We start from the raw sequence: 23,127 nt of genomic DNA on the forward strand, positions 1-23,127 counted from the left end.
AAAATACTACCTGGTCCCCGGGGGTGCTCGTGACCATCCTCGGTCGGACCTAGATCGTCAGCGACAGCAGCACCGGTGCGGCGTTGCGGTTGAGCGCGTCCGCCGCCTGCTTCAGCCGGTGCGCGTGCTCCACGGGCAGCGACAACGCCAGGCAGCCCACCGAGGAGCCGGCCGTGATCGGGACCGCCGCGCAGACCGTGCCGATCGCGTACTCCTGGAGGTCCAGGACCGGGACCGTCGGCGGCTGGGACTCCAGGCGGGACAGCAGCAGCTTGTCGCTGGTGATGGTGCGCGAGGTGAGACGGGCCATCTTGTGCCGGGAGAGATGGTCGCGGCGGGCGTTGTGGTCGAGCTGGGTGAGCAGGCTCTTGCCGACCGCCGTGGCGTGCGCCGCGGTGCGGAAGTCGACCCACTCGTTGACCGCCGGGGTGGTGGGTCCGGCCGCGTACTGGGTGACCTTGACCTCGCCGTCGACGTACCGGCTCATGTAGACCGCCGCGCCGACCGAGTCACGCAGCCGGTCCAGGGTGTGCTGGAGCTTCTCGCGCACGGCGCGCTCCCGGTCGTGCGCGGAGGTGAGCCGGCGCAGGGTGTCCCCGGTGACGTACGCCCCGCCGGTGATCTGCTCCACATAGCCCTCCCGGCGCAGCATGCGCAGCAGGGCGGTGAGCCGCTCGGGGCGCAGCCCGGTGCGGCGGGCCAGCTCGGCGTCGGTGACACCGCAGGAGCGGCGGGCGACGATCTCCAGCACGCGCAGCGCGTCCTGGGCGGAGTGGTACGGGGCGGTCGGCTCGTGCGTCAGTGCCACGGTGATCTCCCCCTGCGCTCGCTTACTGGGCCGTAGGGTCGGTCCTGCGGTCCCACGATAACGGGCAAACCCGGTGCCGGGAGAGGGGGTTGGCGAGTTTGTTTCGGCCGCCGGTCCCCTCCCAACTGGGACGCAGGCCCTCTGGCATATGCCAGAGTCCTGACCCAGGGGCCGGACCTCGGCATCTTCCCGGTCCGCGTCCCGCCGTCACAGCACCGCGCTGAGAAACTCCCGGGTCCGCTCCTGCTCCGGCTCGTTGAAGATCTTGTCCGGGGTGCCGGACTCGATCACCCGGCCGCCGTCGAACATCAGCACCTGGTCGGAGATGTCCCGGGCGAAACCCATCTCGTGGGTCACGCACAGCATCGTGATGTCGGTGCTGCGCGCGATGTCCCTGAGCAGGTCGAGCACGCCCGCGACGAGCTCGGGGTCGAGCGCGGAGGTCACCTCGTCCAGCAGCAGCACCTGCGGCCGCATCGCCAGGGCGCGGGCGATCGCCACCCGCTGCTGCTGCCCGCCGGACAGCCGGGTCGGCTTCGCGTCGCACTTGTCGGTGAGCCCCACCAGCTCCAGCAGCTCCCGGGCCCGCTCCTCGGCCTCGTCCCTGGACATGCCGAGGACCCGCACCGGCGCCTCGGTGATGTTCCGCAGCACGCTCATGTTCGGGAACAGGTTGAACTGCTGGAAGACCATGCCGATCTTCTTGCGGACCTCCCGGACCTGCTTCTCCGGCGCCGGGAACAGCTGCTCGCCGTCGACGGTGATCGTGCCCTCGTCCGGTTTGGTGAGGGTCATCAGGAGCCTGAGGATCGTGGTCTTGCCGGACCCCGAGGGGCCGATCAGGGTGACGTGCTTCCCGGCGTCGACGGAGAAGTCCAGCCGGTCCAGCACGGTGTTCGAGCCGAACCGCTTGGTGACGTTCTCCAGGCGGACCAGCTCGGCCGGCCCGGCGTCGGTCGGGGAGGGCTGGGGACGGGTCTCAACGGACAAGGCGACGCTCCAGGGCTCGCAGGAGAAGGGAGGCCAGGTAGGAGATGAGGATGAAGGCGACTCCGATCACGGTGACCGGCTCGGTGAACTGGAAGTGCTGCTGGGAGTAGAGCCGGGCCTGGCCGAGCATCTCCAGCACGGTGATCGTCATCAGCATCGGCGTGTCCTTCAGCATGGAGATCACGTAGTTGCCGAGGGCGGGCACCACCCGGCGGATCGCCTGCGGCAGGATCACCGCGGTCCAGGTCCGCCGCCGGGGCAGGTTCAGCGCGGTCGCCGCCTCCCACTGGCCGGCCGGCACCGCCTCGATGCCGGCCCGGTAGACCTGCATGGTGTACGTCGAGTAGTGCAGGCCGATCGCGAAGACGCCGGTGGTCAGCGCGGAGAAGGTCACGCCCCACTCGGGCAGCACGTAGAAAAGGAAGAACAGCTGCACCAGCAGCGGGGTGTTGCGCACGAACTCCGTGAGCACCCCGACCGGCCAGCGCACCCAGCGCGTCGGCGTCCGCATCAGCAGCGTCCACACCAGGCCCAGGCTGAAGGAGAGCAGCGAACCGAGGGCCAGGGCCTGAAGGGTGACCAGCAGCCCGTCCCAGAAGTGCGGCATGAAGCCGCTCACGGCGTTCCAGTCCCACTTCATGCGACGCGCCCCCCTACTCCGGTCGTCTGCGCCCGCTTCAGCTCACGCGCCGCGGACTCGGTGCCCGCGCTCTTGCCGACGCCGGCCTTCAGCCGCTTCTCCAGGCCGCGCATCAGCCGGGTGATCAGGAAGGCGATCACGAAGTAGATCAGCAGCACGTACGTGTAGATCTCCGCGCTCTGCTGGAGGGCCAGCCGGACCAGGTTCGCGCTGAACGTCAGATCGCCCATGCCCATCACCGACACGAGCGCGGTGCCCTTGAGCAGCTCGACCAGCAGGTTGCAGAAGGGCGGGATCATCTCCGGCACCGCCTGCGGCAGCAGGATCAGCCGCATCCGCTGGGCCGGCGAGAAGCCGAGCGCGATACCGCCCTCCTGCTGCGCCGGGTCGACCGACTGCAGCGCGCCGCGCACGATCTCCGAGCCGTACGCGCCGTAGGTCAGGCCGAGCGCCAGCGTGCCCGCCCACAGGGGCACCAGCTGCCAGCCGAAGGCGACCGGCAGCACGAAGAAAACCCAGAAGATCATCACCAGCGCCGAGGTGCCGCGGAACACCTCGGTGTAGAAGCCGGCGAGGAAGCGCACGATCCACAGCCGGTGCGTGCGGGCGATGCCGACGACGAAGGACACGGCGGCGGCCAGCAGCGCGCTCAGCACCAGCAGCTGGACGGTGGTCCAGACGCCTTCGAGTACGAGTTCCCACAGTCCCGAGGTCATCCGCCGCACAGCTCCTTCGCGGTGAGGTCGGTCATCTCGGCCTCGGTGAAGCCGAACGGCCTGAGGATCCGGAACAGCTCGCCGCTCTTCTTCAGCTTGTGCAGCTCCACGTTGAAGGCGTCCCGCAGCTTCGTCTCGGTCGGCCGGAACGCGAACGCGCCGCCGTCGACGTGCGGTCTGCCCTTGACGAGCGGGGCGAAGGGACGGATCGCCTCCGCCTTGGCCGACTTCTTCACCACCGCGCGGATGGTGAGCGCCGTACCGGCGAAGACGTCGACGCGTCCGGCCTCGACGGCGTTCAGCCCGGCGACCTGGTCGGGGACGATCAGGATGTCGCTCTGCTTGTAGCCGGCGTCGACCGCGTACTGGATCTCGGCGTACCCGGTGCCGGTGGCGAACTTCGCCTTCTTCGCCACGACGTCCTGGTAGGAGTGCAACCCCATCGGGTTCCCCTTGCGGACGATGAACGAATCCAGCATCTGGTAATCGGGGTCGGCGAAGATCACCTGCCGGCAGCGCTCCGGGTTGACGTACATCCCGGCCGCCACGACGTCGAACTGCTGGGAGTTGAGCCCGGGTATCAGCGAGCCGAACTCGGTGGGCACGGGCTGCACCCGGTCCACCCCGAGCCGCTTGAAGATCACCTTGGCCAGCTCGGGCGCCTCACCGGTGAGGTGGCCGTCCTTGTCGATGTACCCGAACGGCACCTCGCCGGCGATCCCGAGCCGTACGACGCCCTGCGCACGGAGCCGTTCCAGCAGGTCGCCGCCCTCGGTGCCGGACGCCTCGGCCACCCGGGAGCAGCCCGCCGCGCCGAGCACACCGAGAGCGGCGAGACCGCCGAGCACCGAGCGCCGGGTGTGTCCAGGTCTGGACCGGAATGTGTGTACGTCGTTCCCAGTTGGTGGAGCCATGGCGGCGCGGCTACCCAAGCGCACCCGGCGTATGCACCCTGGTTTTCATGGCCGACCGCTTCGTCACCGTGTCCCTCACCAAGCGCGACGTGCACTGCACGGCCCGCCTCCTGACCGACCGCGCGCCCCTGACCTGCGCGGCGGTGTGGGAGGCGCTGCCGCTCGCGGGCGACGTCTACCACGCCAAGTACGCCCGCAACGAGATCTACGCCCTCTTCCCGCCGTTCGCCTCCACGGAACCCCCACTGGAGAACCCGACGGTCACCCCGATTCCCGGCGACCTCTGTTACTTCTCCTTCGCCGGCGCCGAACTCGGCACGAAGGCCTACGGCTACGACCGCGAGGTCCGCCCCGGCGCCACGGTCGTCGACCTCGCCCTGTTCTACGAACGCAACAACCTGCTCCTCAACGGCGACGTCGGCTGGGTCCCGGGAATCGTCTGGGGCCAGGTGGTCGAGGGCCTGGAAGAGATGGCCGAGGCCTGCAACGACCTGTGGCGAACGGGGGCGGCGGGGGAGACGCTCGGTTTCAGGAGAGCGTGAGACCCGCCTCGTACAGCGCGTGCGCCGCGCGCAGGACCAGGTCGTCGCGGTGGCGGGCGGCGATCAGCTGCATGCCGACCGGCAGGCCCTGGTCGTCCTTGCCGACCGGGACCGTGGCGGCGGGCTGCTGGGTCAGGTTGAACGGGTAGGTGAACGGGGTCCACCCCGTCCAGCGGCGGTGCGGCGAACCGCTCGGGGTCTCCGCGCCCGCCTCGAACGCCGTCAGCGGCAGGGTCGGGGTGACCAGCAGGTCGTAGCGTTCATGGAAGCGGCCCATGCGGCGGCCGAGATCCATACGGACGTCGACGGCGGCGAGGTAGTCCAGCGCGCTGTAGCGGGCGCCCTGGGCGCAGATCTCCCTCAGGCCCGGGTCCAGCAGCTGCCGCTTGCGGGGGGAGAAGCGCTCGGTGAGCCGGGCCGCGCCGCTGAACCACAGGGTGTGGAAGGCCTCCACCGGGTCGCTGAAGTCGGGGTCGCTCTCCTCGACGTACGCGCCGAGGTCGGCGAGCCGCGCCACCGTGCGCCGTACCGCCGCCGCGACCGCCGGCCGGACCGCGACCTGGCCGCCGAGGGTCGGGGAGTAGGCGACCCGCAGGCCGTGCACGCCGCCCCGCAGCGCCTCGGTGAAGGAGCCCGGCGCGGGCGGCAGGGCCGACCAGTCGCGCGGGTCGGGTGCGCCGATGACGTCCAGGAGCAGGGCCGCGTCCGCCGCGTCCCGGGTCATCGGGCCCGCGTGGGAGAGGGTGCCGAAGGCGCTGGCCGGATAGAGAGGCACGCGCCCGTACGTCGGCTTCAGGCCGAAGATCCCGCAGAACGCGGCCGGGATGCGGATGCTGCCGCCGCCGTCCGTGCCCAGCGACAGCGGGCCCGCGCCGAGCGCCACGGCCGCCGCGCTGCCCCCGCTGGAGCCGCCGGCGGTCCGCGCCGGGTCGTGCGGATTGCGGGTGATCCCCGACAGCGGGGAGTCCGTCACGCCCTTCCAGCCGAACTCGGGCGTCGTCGTCTTGCCCAGGAACACCGCGCCGTGCTCGCGCAGCCGGGCCACCGACGGGGCGTCCTCCGTCCAGTTCCCCTCCTCGGAGATCGTCCGGGAGCCGCGCAGGGTCGGGTGACCGCGCAGCAGGAGGATGTCCTTCACCGTGACCGGGACGCCGTCGAGCAGTCCGGCCGGCTCACCGCGCCGCCAGCGCTCCTCGGACTCCCGCGCCCGCACGAGGGCGTCCTCCTCGGTGAGGCGCACGAACGCGTTCACCTCCGGCTGGATCCGCCGGGCCCGCTGAAGGGCCTGCTCGGTGGCCTCCACGGGACCGAACTCGCCCTTGCGGTAACCGTCGAGGAGCTGTACGGCGGTCAGGTCGGTGAGCTGCATGCACCCTCCAAGAGGCCGTGCGGTCGAGGGATCAGTGCCCGGGGACGTACCCCCGCGCCTTGTCGACCACGTTCACCAGGGATCTTCCCGCCGCCCACCGCTCGTACAACTCGATGAACTGCTCGCCCAGTTCGTCCCGCCAGCCGACGGTGTCCCCGCTCATGTGCGGGGAGACGATCAGCCCCGGCAGCCCCCACAACGGGCTGTCGGCCGGCAGGGGTTCGGCGGTGAAGACGTCCAGCGCCGCGCCCGCGATCCAGCGCCGGGTCAGGGCGCGGACGAGGGCCTCCTCGTCGACGAGCGGGCCGCGGCCCACGTTGACGAAGAACGCCGAGGGCTGCATCACGCCGAAGCGGCGGGCGTCGAACATGCCGTACGTCTCCTCGGTGAGCGGCGCCGCCGCGATCACCCAGTCCGCGCGGGAGATCAGCCGGTCCAGGTCGGCCGGGCCGTGGACGCCGGTCCGCGGCACCCTCCCCACCAGCGCCGTCGTGACGCCCAGCGCCTTCAGGGTGCGCGCGATCGCCCGGCCGATCGGACCCGAGCCGACCACGCACGCGCGCGTGCCCGCCACCCGCCGGCCCTCCCGGTGCCGCCAGGTCCGCTCCCGCTGGAGGTCCAGCGTGCGCGGCAGGTCCTTGGCGACCGCCAGCACCAGCGCCGCGACGTACTCGGCGATCGGCTGGTCGAAGATGCCGCGCGCGTTCGTCACCACCGTGTCCGACGCGGCCAGCTCCGGGCTCATCAGATGGTCCACGCCCGCGCTCGCCGTGTGCACCCACACCGGCCGGGGGCCGTCCCCCGGCCAGGCCTCGCGCACCGCGTGCGAGGTGAAGTCCCACACCAGCAGCACGTCCGCCTGCGGCAGCCGCTCCGCCAGCCGCGCCGCGTCCGTGTGCACGATCCGGGCGCGCCCGGTGAGCCGGCCGAGCCGGGGCGGCGGGTCGGCGTCCAGCACCAGAAGGGTGGGCAGGGTCGTCATACGGGGCGGCTCCGACCGTCTGACAGGCGGGGATGCAGCGCGCACATATGCGCGGATTGACCACGCTCGCACCCGAACCTACCTTCGTCAACACGGGCGCATTCGCGAACCGTTGCCAGCTCGTCTCCCAGCGTGAGGGTGGCAGCCATGGACGTCTCCTTTCTCGGCGGCCCCCGCCCCCAGCGCGGGGTCGGTGTGGTGGCACCCTTCGACTTCGCGCTCGACCGCGAGCTGTGGCGCTGGGCGCCCGACGAGGTGTCGCTGCATCTGACCCGGACCCCGTTCGTGCCGGTCGAGGTGAGCCTGGACCTGGCCCGGCTGGTCAGCGAGCACGAGACCCTCGGCGACGCCGTGCGCGCCCTGACCGCCGTCGCGCCCGAGTCCGTCGCCTACGCCTGCGCCTCCGGCAGCTTCGTCGGCGGCATCGCCGGGGAGCGGGCGATGCGCGCGGCGATGAGCCTCGCGGGCGCGCCGCCGTCGGTGACCACCTCCGGCGCGCTGCTTCAGGCGCTGGAGGAGCTGCGGGTACGGCGGGTCGCGCTGGTCACGCCGTACACGGTGTCGGTGACCCGGGCGCTGGAGGACTTCGTCGCCGAGGCCGGCGTCCAGGTCACCGGGTGCGCCTTCATGGGGCTGACCCGGCACATCTGGAAGGTGCCGTACCGGGACGTGGTCGCCATGGCCCGGCAGGCGGTCCGCCCCGGCGCCGCCGACGCGCTGTTCATCTCCTGCACCAACCTGCCGACGTACGACGTGATCCCCCAGCTGGAGGCCGAGCTGCGCATCCCGGTGCTCTCCGCGAACCAGGTCACGATGTGGGCTGCGCTGCGCGGGATGGGTACCCGGGCCGTGGGCCCCTACCAGGCGCTGCTGGACCCGTCGGCGCGCGCCTGGCCGCCCGTACTGCCCGAAGAGACGCAGGAAGGCTGGACATGACCGCACTCGGATTCCTCTACCCGGGCCACTCCGCCGAGGACGACTATCCGCGCATCGAGCAGCTCCTGGGCAGCGACATCCGGGTGGACCTGGTCCACACCGACATCGGCGAGGACGCGCACCGGGTGGCGGCGCTGCGCGAGATGGGCTCCGCCGAGCGGCTCGCGGCGGGCATGGAGAGCCTGCGGCTGTCCGGCGCCGAGACGGTGGTGTGGGCGTGCACCAGCGGCGGCTTCGTGCACGGCTGGGAGGGCGCCCAGGCACAGGTGCGCACGCTCGCCCGGCTGGCCGGGATGCCGGCCTCCTCGACGTCGTTCGGCTTCGTGCACGCGGCCCGGGAGCTGGGCCTGCGGCGGGTCGCGGTCGGGGCGACCTACCCCGAGGACATCGCCGCGCTGTTCGCGGACTTCCTGCGGGCCGGCGGGCTCGAGGTCACCGGGACGCGCTCCTCGGGGATCATCACCGCCGCGGAGGTCGGCACCTGGGGCGAGGAGGACGTGCTGACGCTGGCGCGGGCGGCCGACGCGCCGGACGCGGAGGCGGTCCTGCTCCCGGACACCGCCCTGCACACGGCCGCGCACCTGCAGCTGCTGGAGAAGGCGCTGTCCAAGCCGGTGCTCACCGCCAACCAGGTCTCGGTGTGGGAGGGGCTCAGGCTCGCCGACCGCCGGGTGAACGCGCCGACGCTGGGGAAGCTGTTCACGCGCGAGCCGATCGTGCAGGTGTGAGCCGCGCCGGGGAATAACCGGAGACTGCCTCCTGTTGGGCGACCGCAGGACAGCCCACGCCACACACAGGAGGACCGCACCGTGTCCGCAGCCGAGGCAGACGAGATCCGGGGCACGACGCACGGAACCGCCCCCGTCCCCCTCTCCGTACTGGACCTGGTGACCGTCGGCGCGGGCAGCACCGCGAGCGACGCGCTGCGCACCAGTGTGGAGCTGTCCCGGTTCGCCGAGGCGCGCGGCTTCCACCGCTACTGGGTCGCCGAGCACCACTCGATGCCCGGCGTCGCCTCCTCCTCGCCCGCCGTGATCCTCGCCCACCTCGCCGCCCGCACCGAGCGCATCCGGCTCGGTTCGGGCGGCGTCATGCTGCCCAACCACGCGCCCCTGGTGATCGCCGAGCAGTTCGGCACGCTGGAGGCCCTGGCGCCGGGCCGGATCGACCTCGGCCTCGGCCGGGCGCCCGGGACGGACGGCGCCACCGCCGCCGCCCTGCGCCGCACCGACACCCTGAACGAGGGCGCCGACGACTTCCCGCAGCAGCTCGCCGAGCTCACCCGCTTCCTGGACGACGACTTCCCCGACGGCCACCCCTACCGCCGCATCCACGCGATCCCCGGCCCCGTGCAGGGCAGCACCCCGGGCGGCGTCCAGTCCCCGCACCGCCCGCCGATCTGGCTGCTCGGCTCCTCCGGCTTCAGCGCGCGCCTCGCCGGAATGCTGGGCCTGCCGTTCGCCTTCGCGCACCACTTCTCCGCGCAGAACACCATCCCGGCCCTGGACCTGTACCGGCAGACCTTCCGCCCCTCGGACGTCCTCGACGAGCCGTACGCCCTGATCGGCGTCTCCGCCCTGGCCACCGACGACGCGCGTGAGGCCCGCCGTCAGACCCGGGCGATGGCTCTGAACATGCTCCGGCTGCGCACCGGCCGGCCCGGCCTGTTCCCCGACCCGGACGAGGCCGAGAAGCACGAGTTCAGCCCGATGGAGGAGGAGTTCATCACCTCCTGGACGGCCAACATCGTGCACGGCACCGCCGACGAGGTCCGCTCCGGCCTGGACGACCTGCACAAGCGCACGGGCGCCGACGAGCTGATGATCGTCTCCCACGCCCACCGCGGTGAACTGCGGCTGCGCTCCTACGAGTTGATCGCGGACGCCTACGGCATGCCGGGCGCCTGAGCCGCGCCGCGCACCACTCGCCGGGCGCCGGGCCGCGTCGCCGTCTCCGGGGCGCTCAGAGCCGGGGGCAGGCCTTCGCGGCGAGGAGTTCGGAGATACGGTCCGGCGGCACCGGGCGGGAGTACAGCCAGCCCTGGCCGGTGTCGCAGCCGATGCGGCGCAGCCGGTCGGCCTGCGCGGAGGTCTCCACGCACTCGGCGGTGACGGTGATGCCGAGCCGGTGGGCGAGCTGGATCATCGCCTCGACGATGACCTCGTCGGCGGGGTTCGGCACGACTCCCTTGGCCGCCTCCTCGTACTGGAACCCCCTGACGAAGGAACCGTCCAGTTTCAGCGTGGAGACCGGCAGGCGGCTGAGATAGGCGAGGTTGGAGTAGCCGGTGCCGAAGTCGTCGATGGCGATGCGCACCCCCATGTCGCTGAGGGCCTGCAGGGCCTGCAGCGGACGCCCGGCCGAGCCCATCACCGCCGACTCGGTCAGCTCCAGCTGCAGCAGATGCGGGGCGAGTCCGGTCTCGGCGAGGGTCTGCGCCACATCGGCCACCAGGTCCGAGTCCCACACCTGCCGTACGGCCACGTTGACGCTGACGAAGAGGGGCGGCTCCTCGGGGTGGTCCAGCTGCCAGCGGCGGGCCTGGCGGCAGGCGGTGGCGAGCGCCCAGCGGCCCAGCTGCACGATCGAGCCGTCCTCCTCGGCCAGTCCGATGAACCGATTCGGCGTCAGTGTGCCGAACTGAGGATGATTCCAGCGGACCAACGCCTCGACCCCGGCCAGGCGTCCGTCCTCCATGCCGACCAACGGCTGGTATTCGAGGGTGAATTCACCGCGCTCGATGGCGGGGCGCAGGGTGGAGGCGAGGGCCTGGCGGGTCATCCGGTGCGCGTTGCGCTCGGGGTCGAACAGGGTCCAGCGGGCCTTGCCGTCGGCCTTCGCCCAGTACAGGGTCGTGTCGGCCGCCTGCATCAGGCCGGTGGCGGTCGTGCCGGCGGCATGGCGTTCGACGACCCCGATGGACGCGGTCAACGACAGCCGCTGGCCGGCCAGATCGAAGGGTTCCTCGAGCGCCTTGAGCGCCGACTCGGCGAGATCGGCGAGCTGTTCGGTGCCGGTGGAGTCCTCCACGAGCAGCGCGAACTCGTCGCCGCCCAGCCGGGCCACCAGCGGTGTCACCGCGCGGGCGTACCCCGCCTCGTCGGCCACCCGGGTCAGGCGCTCGGCGACCGCCGCGAGCAGCCGGTCCCCGACCCGGTGGCCGAGGGTGTCGTTGACCGCCTTGAAGCCGTCGAGATCGAGATAGCACAGCCCGATCCGGCCGGTGCCGCTGCGCTCGTACGACTCGGCCTCCAGCGCGCCGGTGAGCCGCTCGAAGAACAGCGTGCGGTTGGGCAGCCGGGTCACCGGGTCGTGCATCTGCAAGTGCCGCAGGCGCGCCTGGAGTTCACGGCGGGCGCTGATGTCCGCGGCCGAGAGCAGCACCCCGGACCCGCCGCTCAGCGGGGTCACGGTCACCTGCACCCACACCGAGTGGCCCTCCGGGTGCTTCAGCCGGCGGGTGCAGCGCAGCTTCGCCTGCCGGCCGCACAGCACCTCGCGGTAGGCGTGCCAGCTGCGCGCGTCCGAGGCGAGGTCGACCAGGTCGGCGGCGACCCGGCCGGTGAGGGTGTCCGGATCGGCGCCGAGCAGCTCGCCGAAGGCCGCGTTGGCACCGGCGACGAGCCCGGCGCCGTCCACGACGGCCATGGCGAGCGGGGCGGCCGCGAAGACACGGTGGTAGGTGGTGTGGTCACTGTCTGTGACGGCTGACCGGTCGAGGTCTGCCGCGGGCGTCGGCCCTTCGGACGTTCCGCTCACCGCTCGCTCCCGCAGTGCACTCGATCTGAAGTCCGTGCCGGAAAGTGTGCCGATCATAGAGGCTGGCCCCGGGCCCTTCCAGCCACTCACCAGTGTCCCGGACGGAGCACAGTTTCTGACAGATCGTTTCTGCCCGCACCTGGACGGGTTCTTCAGGCCTCCGACCTGTTGTGACGTTCCGTGAGTGTTTCGGGGTGTCGAGCGCCGGAGCGCGCCGGTGCGTGCGCGTGGCGCGCTCACCCTTGTGGTGCAGGCAAACAGGGCATACCGCGACGAAAACTCTCAATCTGGATGCGGGTCCCGAGAACCGCATCCGGAGGTCACGCCGTGCCCATGCTGCGCAGCACCGCCGCCGTGTGCACCACGCTGTCGGCGCTCGCCGCGACGTCGATCCTCTCCGGCCCGGCCGCCGCCGAGCCGTACTCCACGACCCCGTGCGCCCTGCACCGGACCGCCGCCCACCACTCCGAGGGCGTGGACAGCTGGAACCCGGACTACAGCCACCCGGTCGGCGCCATCGACGCCGTGCTGGTGTTCCTGTCCTTCCCGGACGCCACCCCGCGCACCACCCCCGCCGAGCTGACGGCCGACCACTTCCCGGCCACCAGCCGCTACTACGCACAGGCCTCCTACGGCCGCTTCACCCTGCGCCCGCACCCGCTGACGCACTGGCTGCGCATGCCCAGGCCGTCCACGGCGTACGCCATGAAGCGGGACTGGGACGCGGACGACCGGGCCGCCTATCTGCGCGACGCGTTCAAGGCGGCCGACAAGGAGGTCGACTTCTCCCGCTACCGGGTCGTGTACTTCGTCGCCGACCCGGACGCGCCCGGCGTCGACTCGGACGCCACGAAGGTCATCAACCTGGACACGCCCGTGCACGTCGACGGCGCCGACGTGCGCCGGGTCGTCACCGTGTTCGAGAAGCATCCGCCGGACCGGCTCGTCCTCGCCCATGAGACCGGCCATGTCTTCGACCTGCCCGACCTCTACCACCGCCCGGTCGACGGCAAGGGCGACTGGGACACCTACGTCGGCGACTGGGACCTGATGGGCAGCCAGTTCGGGCTCGCCCCGGATCTCTTCGCCTGGCACAGGTGGAAACTGGGCTGGCTGGATCCGCGCCAGGTGGTGTGCGTGCGCGGCGCCGGCCCGACCCGGCTGACCCTGGAGCCGCTGGAGGCGGGGCCCGGCGTCCCGGTGCAGGGCGCGGCGGGGGCGCCGGCCTTCGGCCTCGGCCACGGGGTGAAGCTGGCGCTGGTGCGCACCGGCCCCGACAGCGTCCTCGGCTTCGAGGCGCGCGGCACGGCCGGCAACGACCGGACGTCCTGCCGGGAGGGGGTGCTGGTGTACCGGATCAGAAGCGGGGCGGAGTCCGGCGGCGGCCCCATCGAGGTCGTCGACGCCCACCCGCACACCGAGGCCTGCTGGGAGACCTCCGTCTACCCGCCCCTCGCCGACGCCCCGGTGGCCCTGGGGGAGACCTTCACCGTCCCCGGGACGGGGGTCAGGGTGAGCGTGGAGGACAGGACCCCGTCGGGAGCCTGGACGGTACGCATCACCCAGGCCGTTTCCGGCTGACCTCCGGCGGATGATCATCGCGCCGGCGTTTCCCGACCGACCTCACCGCACTGGTGCCTTCTCGACAGGGTTCACCGGAGCCATGGGGGTGTGGGTGGCGAAGCCCCCGCAACGCGCGGCGAAGCCGCGCAACAACAGAGATGGCGAGCCAGGTCCGCGCTTTCCACGGACATGCCTCGCCATCGTCATCGTGCGCCGCCAGGGACTCGAACCCCGGACCCGCTGATTAAGAGTCAGCTGCTCTAACCAACTGAGCTAGCGGCGCCTGCTGACGTCGTAGACATTAGCATCCTGGTCGGCGGGAGGAAAAATCGATATGCGCACCGCCTCCCGGGCCGCTCGGACGGCCGCCCAGAGGACCACCTCGGGCCCCGGCAGCCAGGGGTGACGCGTGTCCGGGGCGACCAGCCAGCGCGAGTCGCCGCCGGTGTCGCAGCCGGCCGGCGCCGGGACGGTCACCGCGTCGCCCGTGCCGTGGCACAGCAGCGGCGGCATCGCCTCCGTACGGTTCGAGCCCCACTCCTCCCACGCCAGCAGCGAGGGCAGCCGCTGTGCCGTGCCCGGTGCGGCGAACAGCAGCACGCGGCCCCGGAACACCGCGACCGGCCCCGAGCCGGGGCCGTCGTCCCACAGCCGGTCCAGCATGCGGCGGCCGAAGACCGCCGGGGCGCTCACCACGTCGAAGGCGGTGCCGCAGGGCAGGACCACCGGGGCGTCGGGGCGCTCCTCCCAGAGGGCGACCGTGCTGCGCGGGTACGTCGCCGCCGAGGCGAGCCAGTCGACGCCGTCGGAGGTGACTCGGGTCACGTTCGGTGCGCTGCTCATGACACCCAGGTATACCCGCCGTGAGCGAACGATCCTTCTGAGTTGCCGAAATCCGGGACAGAGGAGGCAGGGGAGGAGTATCTTGCCCGCCTGGCATATGCCAGGCGGGTCGCGCACACCGGGCGTGGACTCACACCGGATCGGGGGACGTCCGCCCCTCGGCGTTGCCCCGCATCAGGTCCCGCCCGAACTCGACCATCTTCTTCGCGTAGTCCTCGGTCCACTCCGCCCGCTCGGCGATGTCCGCCGGGGTCAGCCGGTCGAACCGGCGCGGGTCGGCGAGCTGGGCCGCGGCGATGGCCTGGAACTCCACGGCCCGGTCGGCGGCCGCGCGGAACGCCTGGGTCAGCTCCGTGGCCCGGGCCAGCAGCGCCCGCGGATCCTCGATCGACTCCAGGTCGAAGAAGTGCTCGGGATCGGCGGCCGCCTCCGCGGGCTCGAAGATCAGAGGCGCGGGGCGTAGCCGCGGCTCGTTGCGACGCGGCGTGGGCTCCGCCATGTCTTGTCTCCTCCTCGTACGGTTCGCTGGGCACCGCCTTCAGGTGGGCCACCGTCCATTGTCCCGCGCCCCCGCAAGAGGCCGCCCTGGCCGAAGCTCCACCGCTGCGGCCGATCACGTCACGGCCGCCAGGTCACCCGGTGTTCTGCCAGGTGCGCCAGTACGGCGTGGTTCGCCTCCCAGCCGTCCGGGCTGTGCCCATGGGCCGCCTCCGGCGGCGTGCCGGACTCCGTCCGGCGGGTCGGGCGGTGTCATGCTGACCGGCTGTGGGGGTGAAGGGATCGTCACGGCCGCCAGGTCACCCGGTGTTCTGCCAGGTGCGCCAGTACGGCGTGGTTCGCCTCCCAGCCGTCCGGGAACTTCACCAGGGTGCCCAGCTGGACCGGTTCCGTGGACGGGTAGGCGTCCAGGAGGTCGCCGACGCCGGCGCGGCAGACCACGATGCAGGCGTGGCGGTGGCGGGAGGCCAGCACGCACAGCCGGCCGGTCTCCAGGTGGAACGCGGTGGCGTCGGGGCGGCCGGAGAGCGGGTGCAGGACGACCGTGACGTCGTACTCCCGGCCCTGCAGACGGTTCGCGGTGTCGACGGTGACGTCCGGCACGCCCAGCTCGGCCAGCGCCGCGCGGACGGCCGCCGCCTGGTCGCGGTGCGCCGTACCCACGGCGACGCGGTCGGCGGTGAGGGGCGTGGGATCGTCCGAGCGCTCGGAGACCGCCGCGCCGCCCCGGTCCAGCAGCCGGCGCACGACCGTGGCCACCGCCCGCACCGCCTCCGGATCCGTGCGCGGCGTGTGCCGGGCCGGCAGCTCCAGCAGGCCCCAGCCGGACTCCGCGGCCTCGTCGATCACCCGGTCCGGGCCGGAGCCGTCGGAGGGGACGGCGAAGGCGAGGCGGCGGTCGCCGTGGCCGGTACCGCTGCGGAAGGGCGTGTAGGGGTAGAAGGCGTCCGAGACCAGGGGCGCCGCGGAGGCCGGCAGGCGCCAGGACACCGGGAGCCGGTGTTGCGGGAGCGTCGGGTTGTGGGCCAGCAGGGTCGTCACGGCGGAGGCCGAGGGGTCGTACGACAGGCCCGCCCACTGTTCGCTGCCGACGATCGCGAACGGGTCCAGCTGCCCGGGGTCGCCCACGAACAGCGCCCGCTCGAACAGGCCGGCCACGGCGAGCAGGGCGTCGGAGCGCATCTGGTACGCCTCGTCCACGATCGCGTGCCGCCACGGCTCGTCGGCCTTCACGTGCGCCCACTTCGCCGCCGTGGACAGGACCACCGGCAGGCCGTTCAGATCCGCCGCCTTCGCGGAGGTGCGGACCTGCGGCAGCTCGTCCAGCGCCTTGTCGTAGGGGTCGGTGTCGCTGCTGTGCAGGCGGCCGACCGGCAGCTGCGGGTTCTTCTCGGCGAGCCGCAGCACCAGGTCGTCCACCTGGGCGTTCGTCTGGGCCACGACCATCAGCGGGCGCCCGGCGTCGGCCAGTTCGAGGGCCGCGCGCACCACGAGCGTCGACTTGCCCGCGCCCGGCGGGGAGTCCACGACCACACCGCGCTCGGTGCCGTGCAGGGTGTCGTACAGGATCGCGTCGGTGGCGCGGGCGGCGGCGGCCGAGGGGTCGAAGTCGACCGTCGTCACAGCAGATCCTCCTCGGTCACGGTGTCGGGGGCCTCCGGCGCGGGCTCACCCGGCGGTCCTCCGTGCGTCCACGGCGTCTCCTCCGGGTCGGGCAGCTTCGCGCCGCCGCGCTGCTCGTGCTCGAAGAGCGTGAAGCAGACCCGGTCGCCCTTCTCCGGCACCGAACCGGGCTCCGGCTCCCTGCCGCGGCCCATCTTGTCCAGGACGCGCAGGACGAGCACACGCCCGTCCGGGGAGTCCTCGTACCCGGCGAACTCCGCCGACTGCGGCTTGCCGTTCAGCGAGCGGTACACCTTCGCGCGCTCGGCGAGATGCGGCCGGTCGTCCGTGCGGACCGTCACCAGCGGGCGGGGGCTCGGCCGCTTGCCCTCGCTGTAGGCCATGACGACATCGGTCACCTCGCCCGCGAACGCCTCCCCGGCCAGCCGCCGGCCCGCCATCACCAGCGGGTCGTCCAGCGCCTCCTGCGCCTCCAGCCGGGCCTGCTCGCGCTCGCGCGCGGCCAGCTTGTTCGCCGCCGTCACCGCGTCGTCCCGGCGCGGCTGCGGGGGCTCGCCCGCCAGCACCCGGTCGCGGTGGCCGGTGAAGGACCAGCGGTCGCGGGTCCAGCGCTCCTCGACGTGCGCGCCCTCCGGCAGCGCCCGCAGCAGGTCCAGGCCCCGCCACACCGCGTCCCACGTGGGCCGGGTGACGCCTGCCACCAGGTCGCGGATCTCCCGCTCGGCCGCCGTCAGCGCGGCCAGCCGGTCGTCGGCGGCCGGGGCGTCCTCGGCGGCGGCCAGCGCGGTGCGCGCGCGGTCGTAGCGCTCGATGGCCGGGGCCAGCAGCTTGTTGTCGAACGCCGGGTCGGTGGCGGGACCGGCCGGCGGGCACAGCAGTTGGCCGGCCGCGTCCCGGGCCAGCTCGGCGCGGCGCGCCGCCGCGGCGCCGTCGGTCCCCTCCGGGGGGTCGATCCAGGCGAGGAGTGCGCCCAGGTGCTGGTCCTCCAGGCTGGACTGGCCGGTCGCCCAGTGCCGGGAGAGGACATCGGTGAGCGCCAGCAGCAGCGAGGAGCCGGGGACCCGGGACCGCTCGCCGTAGTGGGTCAGCCAGCGGCCGAGCAGCGGCACCCGGGGCGGCGCCGGATAGGGGGCCTCCGGATCCTGCTCGGCGGTCCGGCGGAACCGCATCGAGCGGCCCAGCAGCCGTACGAAGTCCAGGCCCGCGCGGCTCGGCACGATCAGCTGCGGGGCGTCCGAGCACAGCTCGACCTCGACCTTCACCCGCTTGCCGGTCTCAGGGTCGGTCTCGGTGCGCTCGGCCGCCTCCACGGACTCGGCGTAGGAGTCGATGTACGGCAGGACGACGTCGGCCAGGTCGGCGAGGAAGGCGAAGCGCAGATCACGGTCGCGCGGCTGCGGCACGACCAGCAGACGCGGCGCGTCCCGGTCGGTGCCGACCAGCGCGCCGAGCGGGGCGCCGGCCTCACCGGCGGTGGTGAGCGGCACGAACACCAGCGGGCGCGCCGACAGATGCCGGTGCCGGACGGTCGCGGCGGGCTGCGCCCGGCCGGTCTCGACGGCCTCGAGCCGGGCAAGGGCGGCGATCAGCGACACGCGCCCACCTCCGCCGCGTCCTCCGGGGCTTCGGCGGGGACGGCTGTCGCCCGGTCCGCGGGCTCGGGGGTTTCGGCGGGGGAGGCTTCCGCCTGGTCCGTGGATTCGGGAGCGTGGTCGCTCACGGCCGCCGCCCGGGCCGCGCTCGGCAGGGTGTCGGTGTGCACAGCCGCCGCCGCGTCCGCAGCCCGCAGGGCCTCGGTGCGCAGGGCCGCCGCCCGGCGCAGGGCCGCGACCGTCGGGTCGGTCGGGTCGCCGGTCCTGCCGTGGGCCGCGGCCAGGACGTCCCCCACCGTGGTCAGCCCGCCCAGTTCCGCGCGCAGCGGTCGGCCCAGGCGGGTGACGGCGCCCTCCTCGCGGGCGCGTTCCCGGCAGTGGAAGGCCAGCTCGCAGGTGGACAGGCACTCCGGTGCGTACGTCGCCGGGACCGCCTCGACCGACGCCGTCAGCTCCTCGGCGCTGCGGCCGGGCGCGAAGCACGTGCCCTCGGGCAGGGACCCGGCGATCTCCTCGATGCGGGTGAGCCGCGCCAGCTGGCGTGCGGTGACCGCGCGCTGCTTGCGGATGTCGACGGCCGATCCCGCGGGCAGGTTGGAGAAGTCCTTCGGGCACACCAGCAGGATCCGGTGCCGTACGGCCGGAACCGGGTCGAGGCGGGCGGCGACCTCCTCCAGGGCCAGCACGTACACCGCCGCCTGCCGGGCCGCCGCGCCGACCTTCGCCGGGTCCGCCGAACCGTCCAGCATCGGGAAGGACTTGATCTCCACCACCGACCAGCTGCCGTCCGGGTGCACCACCACCGCGTCCGGCTCCAGGAAGGCGAGCGAGCCGGCCACGTCCAGGGCGAGCATCGGGTGGTCCAGCAGGGTCCAGCCGCCCGCCTGCGTGGCCTCCCGCAGCGCCAGCGCCGTACGGGCCGTGCGGCCCTCGGGGCCATGCGCGGTCAGGTCCGGCACGGCCGCCCCCTCGGGCGGCGCCGCGCCGGGGTCGAGGCGGGCGTGCGCCAGCCGGAGCAGCTCCGCGCCGCCGTCCGCCTTCACTTTCGCCTCGAACGCGTTGCCGCGCGTCAGCGCGAACTGCGACTGCCCGAAGGCGGACGGCGCGCCCAGCGCGCTCGCCAGCCGCGCCTTGTCCACCCCGGCGCCGTCCAGGATCGCCCGCCGCGCGCACCCGGGGTTCGCGGCGAGGGCCGCGAGGGCGCGCGCGTCCAGGGCCTTGGCCGGTACGTCGGGACCGCGCAGCTCAGCGAGCCGGTGCCGGAGCCCCTTCTCCCGCGTCGCTGGGCGAGGTGTCCGGTTCGGTCCCGGCGTCGAGCTGCGACTCGCGCTGCCGTGGAAATCGCTCACCCGCGGAAGTCTGGCATCCGGCACTGACAATCGGGGAACCGGCACCCTGCGCGACCGGTGCGGTACGCGGCAGCAGACGTGCCCGGACCAGGTCCACGGCCCGCATCACCCACGGCGCGAGCAGGGCGCCGACGCCCATCACCGCGACGCCCGCGACCGCGTCGAGGAGATAGTGGTTGGCGGTGCCCATGACCACGAGCGCGGTGCCCAGCGGATAGAGCACACCGAGGATCCTCGCCGCGCGCGTGCCGCCGTGCCGCCACAGCATCACCCCGCACCACAGCGCCCAGCCGACGTGCAGGCTCGGCATGGCCGCGTACTGGTTGGTCATGCCGCCCAGGCCGCGCGGCGCGCTCGCGTCGCCGCCCCACCAGCCGTACGAGCTGTAGTGCGCCATGGTGTCCGTGAAGCCGTGGCCGGCGGAGAGCAGCCGGGGCGGGCAGGTCGGCAGCAGGGTGAAGCCGATCAGGCCGATGAACGTGGACGTCATCAGCCAGGTGCGGGCCCGCCGGTAGTGCCCGGCGCGGGCCCGGAACAGCCAGACCAGCAGGGCGGGCGTGACCACGTAGTGCAGCGAGGCGTACCAGAAGTCGGCCGGCACGCCGAGCCACGGCTCGCGGGTGAACAGCCGGTTGAGCGGATGCTCGGCGTTCAGGTGCAGGTCCTGCTCGAAGCGGAGGATCGCCAGGCCGTGGTCGACGGCGGAGGAGACGTCACCGCGGGCCAGGAGCCGGCCGGCCGAGTAGCAGCCGTAGACCAGGACGATCAGCGGCAGTTCGGTCCACCAGCGCAGCCGGGTACGGGCCTCCTCGGTGGCCGGTGTCTCGGTCTGCGGCATCCGATCGCCCTCCCCCTTCTGCTGTGCGGCGCGCCCCGGCGGGCGACCGTGCCACTTTACGGTGTGCGCATCCCGCCCATGAGGGCGCTCCGGCCCACAAAGACGCCGAGATCGCCCCCCGGGTTGCCCCGGCCGGGGGTACGCGATGATGGAGAAGTCGTCTTTTCTTGTTTTCACGACGTCTGTGTGGCGTCCCGCTTCCGGAAAGGTCCCCCATGGCACCGCGCATCCTGCTGGCCCGGCACGGACAGACGGACTGGTCGCTGTCCGGCAAGCACACCGGCAGGACCGACGTGCCGCTGCTGGAGGAGGGGCGGCGGGGCGCCAAGCTGCTCGGCGAGCGCCTGCACCGGGCGCCGCTGGACGGGCTGCCGGAGGCCGAGGTGCGCACCAGCCCGCTGGCACGCGCGCGTGAGACCTGCGAACTGGCCGGCTTCGGCGACCGCGCCAGCACCTGGGACACGCTCCTGGAGTGGGACTACGGCGCCTACGAGGGCCTGACCCCGGCCGAGATCCAGGCCGTGCGCCCGGGATGGCTGATCTGGCGGGACGGGGTGCCTCGGGGCGAGAGCATCGCCGAGGTCACCGCGCGCGCGGACGAGGTGGTGGCGTGGGCCCGCGCGGCCGACCGCGACGTCCTGGTCTTCGCCCACGGCCACATCCTGCGCTCCATAGGCGCGCGCTGGCTGGGTCTCCCGCTGGACTTCGCCGCGCGGATCCGCCTCAACCCGACCTCGCTGTCGGTCCTCGGCTGGGCCTACGGCGAGCCGGCGATCGAGAGCTGGAACGACCTCGGGCACCTGGTGCACTGACGGTCCCCAGGCCCGCGCCGTCCACGGCACGGACGTGTGCCGCTCGGGCCGACGGCCGTCAGGCTCGCGCCGGCGGCCGTCAGATCCGTGCCGTCCGCGGCATCGAGGCGTGCCGCTCCAGGAACTCCGACACCCCGGACGCCCGCCGGTGCGGCAGGAGCACGCGCGCGGTGCCGGCCAGCATGCCCTGGATACGGGACGACTGGACCTGGTCCAGCAGGGACAGCACGCGCAGCCCCGCGGCGGCCGCCTCGTCCGGCCGCCCCTCGCGGGCGAGGTCGTCGGCCAGCTCCGCCGTGTAGAGCGCGATGTTGCGGGTGAAGTGCGGATCCTGCAGCTCGGCCGCGCGGTAGGCGTGCCGCGACGCCCGCCGCCAGTCGCCCAGCGTGGACCAGCACTGCGCCTCCAGCCCCTCCAGCTCGGCCTCGCCGTAGAAGCTCATCCACTCCGGGTCGGCGTCCGAGCGGCCCCGGGCGAAGAGGGCCTGCGCGCGGGCCAGCGCCCGTTCGCAGCCGGTCCGGTCGGCGAGCCCCGCCCAGCCGCCCGCCTCGCGCAGCGCGAGCAGGGACATCAGGCGGGCGGAGCCCAGCGGGGCCGCCGCGCGCTGGGCGGCCTGCGCGGCGCGCACCGCCTCCCGGGGCCGGCCGGCGTCCCGCGCCAGGAACGCGGTGTTGCAGAAGGCGTGCGCCTCCAGCGCCTGGTCACCGGTCATCCGGGCCGTGGCCAGCGCCTCCGCGTAGTGCGAGCGGGCCTCGTCGAAACGGCCCGAGTCGTGTGCCAGCCAGCCCACGGAGATGGCGAGTTCACCGGCGCCCGCGTGCAGCCGGTCCGCGGTGGTCTGCCGGGTCGCGCCGGCGTCCAGCAGGGCGTAGGCCGCGCGCAGCGGAGCCGCCGCACGCCGGTAGAGGCCGTCCGCGCCGTGCCGGTCGTCGAGCAGCCGGATCCGGCGGACGGCCTCCTCCAGGGCGGCCGCCTCGGGGCCGCCGGCCCGGCGCGGAGTACGGGCCGGCGGCGCGGCGTCCGCGGCGAGCCCCAGCGGGCCCAGCGTGGCGGCGGCCACCGTGGCGCCTCCGCCGGTCATGAATGCGCGACGCAGCACGTCGCTCTCCTCGTGGTTCAGGTGGTCTTTCGCGTACGGTCCTGGCGCGCCGCACGGGTCCTGCATGTCATACGGATCGACGGCACCGGCCGACTCAGCGGGCGCCTCGGCGGCCGGTTCCCCGGCCGCGTCCGCCGTCGTACGCGCGGCGCGGCCGCGGACGGACGAGCGGGGCGCGAAGCCCAGGTCGGTGAGCGTGCGTCCGGGGAACATGTGCAGGAACACCCGTTCGTAGGCGTAGTTGGGGCAGCGGATCTCACCCGCCTCCACCCTGCCGACGTAACGCGCGTCACAGCTCACCCGCTCACCGATCTCGCGCGCGGCGCGCCGTACGAGCGCCGCGAACTCGGCCGGTGAGCGCCTGCCGCGCAGTTGCCGGAAGGCGAGGTTCGGCCGGGGTGGCCGATCGGGCTGTGACGAGGTCACGGTTGACGACGCCATGGCCGGGTCCTCTCGTGCGAACCGTCGAACCATGCCGGATCCGGGACGGGTTCGTGACGAGTTGTCCGAGTGACGCCCTGGTTCCGGCGGGCATGAACGTACCTGCTGTGAGGGGCTCGCCACGCAGTGTTTAGCTACAAACCGGATATCTCATCCACGATCTGCCATGAAGTGCCATCCTTTGCGGCGCACTTCGGCCGTAGCCGTTGACGTGCTCGCGCGTTGGACCCGGTGGACCGCAACAGGGCTGTGTGGTGGAGGACGTCATGGAGACCGGGGAGTCCCGCCAGAGCAACGAGGTGTGTACGCCGCCGTCCAGAGCCGTGGGGGACGCGTCGGCCTGCGATCTCGTGACGGTGCCGGCCCGGCAGGGCCTGGAGGCGGTCGACATCCTGCGGCGCGGCGCCGGTGACGCGGTGGGCCCCGTGCTGCACGACGGCGGCGCCACCCTCGGCTTCCTCGTCCCGGCGGGCACCGCGGCCGGCTGGGACGTGCCCGGCAGCACCTGCACGCGGACCGACGGACGCGGGCTCAGGCTGAACCCCGAGCCGCCGGTGGAGGGCTCCGACTGGCTGCTGCCGCCCGGCGAGGCGGATCTCGCCACCGACCCGACCGTGCTGCGCCGGGCCCTCGGGGAGGCGGCCCGGTTGATCGAGGCGGCCGACAGCTGCAGGTAGCGCCGCCGCCCGGGGCCGCCGCAGCGAGCCTGCGGACCGGCCGGCCGGGCGGCGGAGCGGCCGGCCCGCAAAGGCCGTGGCGGGCCTGCCGTCCGCCCGGCCGGGCGGCGGAGTGGCCGGCCTGCGAAAATGGTCC

At 73.3% G+C, this 23,127-nt stretch carries 22 protein-coding genes and 1 tRNA gene; 7 read left to right on the forward strand and 16 right to left on the reverse strand.

All coding sequences use genetic code 11. From position 1 onward, the window contains the following. Positions 1 to 49 precede the first annotated feature (49 nt). The 5 genes from OG956_RS22395 to ehuB all read right to left on the reverse strand — a co-directional run bounded on the left by OG956_RS22395 (position 50) and on the right by ehuB (position 4,068). Positions 50 to 808 (reverse strand): IclR family transcriptional regulator, encoded by a 759-nt coding sequence (locus OG956_RS22395; RefSeq protein ID WP_330339767.1) that lies wholly within the window; start codon positions 806 to 808, stop codon positions 50 to 52. Between the two features lie 207 nt (positions 809 to 1,015). Further along, positions 1,016 to 1,798, reverse strand: a complete 783-nt coding sequence (gene ehuA, locus OG956_RS22400; RefSeq protein ID WP_330339768.1) for an ectoine/hydroxyectoine ABC transporter ATP-binding protein EhuA — start codon at positions 1,796 to 1,798, stop codon at positions 1,016 to 1,018. Further along, entirely contained in the window at positions 1,788 to 2,438 is a 651-nt protein-coding gene (gene ehuD / locus OG956_RS22405) for an ectoine/hydroxyectoine ABC transporter permease subunit EhuD (protein WP_330339769.1), read from the reverse strand. The genes ehuA and ehuD overlap by 11 nt, the downstream gene beginning before the upstream one ends. Continuing rightward, the gene (gene ehuC, locus OG956_RS22410; protein WP_330339770.1) at positions 2,435 to 3,154 is read right to left on the reverse strand and encodes an ectoine/hydroxyectoine ABC transporter permease subunit EhuC; all 720 of its coding nucleotides are present in this window, start codon (positions 3,152 to 3,154) and stop codon (positions 2,435 to 2,437) included. The genes ehuD and ehuC overlap by 4 nt, the downstream gene beginning before the upstream one ends. After that, complete coding sequence (gene ehuB / locus OG956_RS22415) at positions 3,151 to 4,068, reverse strand: ectoine/hydroxyectoine ABC transporter substrate-binding protein EhuB (RefSeq protein ID WP_330339771.1); 918 nt, start codon at positions 4,066 to 4,068, stop codon at positions 3,151 to 3,153. The genes ehuC and ehuB overlap by 4 nt, the downstream gene beginning before the upstream one ends. A gap of 47 nt (positions 4,069 to 4,115) precedes the next feature. Between ehuB and OG956_RS22420 the strand changes: the two genes are divergently transcribed. Beyond that, a complete protein-coding gene (locus OG956_RS22420; protein WP_330339772.1) occupies positions 4,116 to 4,610 on the forward strand; it encodes a DUF3830 family protein in 495 nt (164 codons plus the stop codon). Here OG956_RS22420 and OG956_RS22425 read toward each other — a convergent pair. Beyond that, positions 4,597 to 5,979, reverse strand: a complete 1,383-nt coding sequence (locus tag OG956_RS22425; protein ID WP_330339773.1) for an amidase — start codon at positions 5,977 to 5,979, stop codon at positions 4,597 to 4,599. The two genes, OG956_RS22420 and OG956_RS22425, sit on opposite strands and share 14 nt — an antisense overlap. 31 nt (positions 5,980 to 6,010) lie before the next feature. Continuing rightward, on the reverse strand, positions 6,011 to 6,961 hold the full coding sequence (locus OG956_RS22430) for a D-2-hydroxyacid dehydrogenase (RefSeq protein WP_330339774.1): 951 nt from the start codon (positions 6,959 to 6,961) through the stop codon (positions 6,011 to 6,013). 147 nt (positions 6,962 to 7,108) lie between these two features. Here OG956_RS22430 and OG956_RS22435 point away from each other — a divergent pair, with 147 nt between their 5' ends. The 3 genes from OG956_RS22435 (at position 7,109) to OG956_RS22445 (ending at position 9,804) form a co-directional block, all read left to right on the forward strand. Beyond that, the gene (locus tag OG956_RS22435) at positions 7,109 to 7,897 is read left to right on the forward strand and encodes a maleate cis-trans isomerase family protein (protein ID WP_330339775.1); all 789 of its coding nucleotides are present in this window, start codon (positions 7,109 to 7,111) and stop codon (positions 7,895 to 7,897) included. After that, positions 7,894 to 8,625, forward strand: coding sequence for a maleate cis-trans isomerase family protein (locus OG956_RS22440; RefSeq protein WP_330339776.1), 732 nt, complete (start codon positions 7,894 to 7,896; stop codon positions 8,623 to 8,625). Before OG956_RS22435 ends, OG956_RS22440 begins: the two co-directional genes overlap by 4 nt. Positions 8,626 to 8,706: 81 nt before the next feature. Next, positions 8,707 to 9,804, forward strand: coding sequence for an LLM class flavin-dependent oxidoreductase (locus tag OG956_RS22445; protein WP_330339777.1), 1,098 nt, complete (start codon positions 8,707 to 8,709; stop codon positions 9,802 to 9,804). 55 nt (positions 9,805 to 9,859) lie between these two features. Here OG956_RS22445 and OG956_RS22450 read toward each other — a convergent pair whose 3' ends face one another. Continuing rightward, complete coding sequence (locus tag OG956_RS22450) at positions 9,860 to 11,656, reverse strand: putative bifunctional diguanylate cyclase/phosphodiesterase (protein WP_330339778.1); 1,797 nt, start codon at positions 11,654 to 11,656, stop codon at positions 9,860 to 9,862. A 291-nt stretch (positions 11,657 to 11,947) separates the two neighbouring features. On the opposite strand from OG956_RS22450, the gene OG956_RS22455 reads away from it, so the two are divergent. Then, on the forward strand, positions 11,948 to 13,237 hold the full coding sequence (locus OG956_RS22455) for a M6 family metalloprotease domain-containing protein (RefSeq protein ID WP_443065591.1): 1,290 nt from the start codon (positions 11,948 to 11,950) through the stop codon (positions 13,235 to 13,237). A 191-nt stretch (positions 13,238 to 13,428) separates the two neighbouring features. On the opposite strand, the gene OG956_RS22460 is transcribed toward OG956_RS22455, so the two are convergent. The 7 genes from OG956_RS22460 to OG956_RS22490 all read right to left on the reverse strand — a co-directional run bounded on the left by OG956_RS22460 (position 13,429) and on the right by OG956_RS22490 (position 19,962). Further along, positions 13,429 to 13,502 (reverse strand) — tRNA-Lys (locus OG956_RS22460). Beyond that, positions 13,493 to 14,062, reverse strand: coding sequence for a bifunctional DNA primase/polymerase (locus tag OG956_RS22465; RefSeq protein WP_330339780.1), 570 nt, complete (start codon positions 14,060 to 14,062; stop codon positions 13,493 to 13,495). Before OG956_RS22465 ends, OG956_RS22460 begins: the two co-directional genes overlap by 10 nt. A gap of 130 nt (positions 14,063 to 14,192) precedes the next feature. After that, positions 14,193 to 14,561, reverse strand: a complete 369-nt coding sequence (locus tag OG956_RS22470) for a hypothetical protein (RefSeq protein WP_330339781.1) — start codon at positions 14,559 to 14,561, stop codon at positions 14,193 to 14,195. A gap of 284 nt (positions 14,562 to 14,845) precedes the next feature. Then, positions 14,846 to 16,183 carry an AAA domain-containing protein gene (locus OG956_RS22475; RefSeq protein ID WP_330339782.1) on the reverse strand — a complete coding sequence of 446 codons (1,338 nt, stop codon included), beginning with the start codon at positions 16,181 to 16,183 and terminating at the stop codon, positions 14,846 to 14,848. Next, positions 16,180 to 17,778: a hypothetical protein gene (locus tag OG956_RS22480; RefSeq protein ID WP_330339783.1), complete on the reverse strand. Its 1,599-nt coding sequence runs from the start codon at positions 17,776 to 17,778 to the stop codon at positions 16,180 to 16,182. Before OG956_RS22480 ends, OG956_RS22475 begins: the two co-directional genes overlap by 4 nt. Continuing rightward, on the reverse strand, positions 17,769 to 19,124 hold the full coding sequence (locus OG956_RS22485; RefSeq protein ID WP_443065592.1) for a hypothetical protein: 1,356 nt from the start codon (positions 19,122 to 19,124) through the stop codon (positions 17,769 to 17,771). Before OG956_RS22485 ends, OG956_RS22480 begins: the two co-directional genes overlap by 10 nt. Beyond that, the gene (locus OG956_RS22490; RefSeq protein WP_330339784.1) at positions 19,021 to 19,962 is read right to left on the reverse strand and encodes a phosphatase PAP2 family protein; all 942 of its coding nucleotides are present in this window, start codon (positions 19,960 to 19,962) and stop codon (positions 19,021 to 19,023) included. The genes OG956_RS22485 and OG956_RS22490 overlap by 104 nt, the downstream gene beginning before the upstream one ends. A gap of 215 nt (positions 19,963 to 20,177) precedes the next feature. Here OG956_RS22490 and OG956_RS22495 point away from each other — a divergent pair, with 215 nt between their 5' ends. Beyond that, positions 20,178 to 20,774: a histidine phosphatase family protein gene (locus tag OG956_RS22495; protein ID WP_330339785.1), complete on the forward strand. Its 597-nt coding sequence runs from the start codon at positions 20,178 to 20,180 to the stop codon at positions 20,772 to 20,774. A 79-nt stretch (positions 20,775 to 20,853) separates the two neighbouring features. On the opposite strand, the gene OG956_RS22500 is transcribed toward OG956_RS22495, so the two are convergent. Beyond that, positions 20,854 to 22,314 (reverse strand): hypothetical protein, encoded by a 1,461-nt coding sequence (locus OG956_RS22500; RefSeq protein ID WP_330339786.1) that lies wholly within the window; start codon positions 22,312 to 22,314, stop codon positions 20,854 to 20,856. 266 nt (positions 22,315 to 22,580) lie between these two features. Here OG956_RS22500 and OG956_RS22505 point away from each other — a divergent pair, with 266 nt between their 5' ends. Beyond that, the gene (locus tag OG956_RS22505; protein WP_330339787.1) at positions 22,581 to 22,991 is read left to right on the forward strand and encodes a hypothetical protein; all 411 of its coding nucleotides are present in this window, start codon (positions 22,581 to 22,583) and stop codon (positions 22,989 to 22,991) included. Positions 22,992 to 23,127 lie beyond the last annotated feature (136 nt).

It is taken from the genome of Streptomyces sp. NBC_00557 (assembly GCF_036345995.1).
GTDB lineage: Bacteria > Actinomycetota > Actinomycetes > Streptomycetales > Streptomycetaceae > Streptomyces.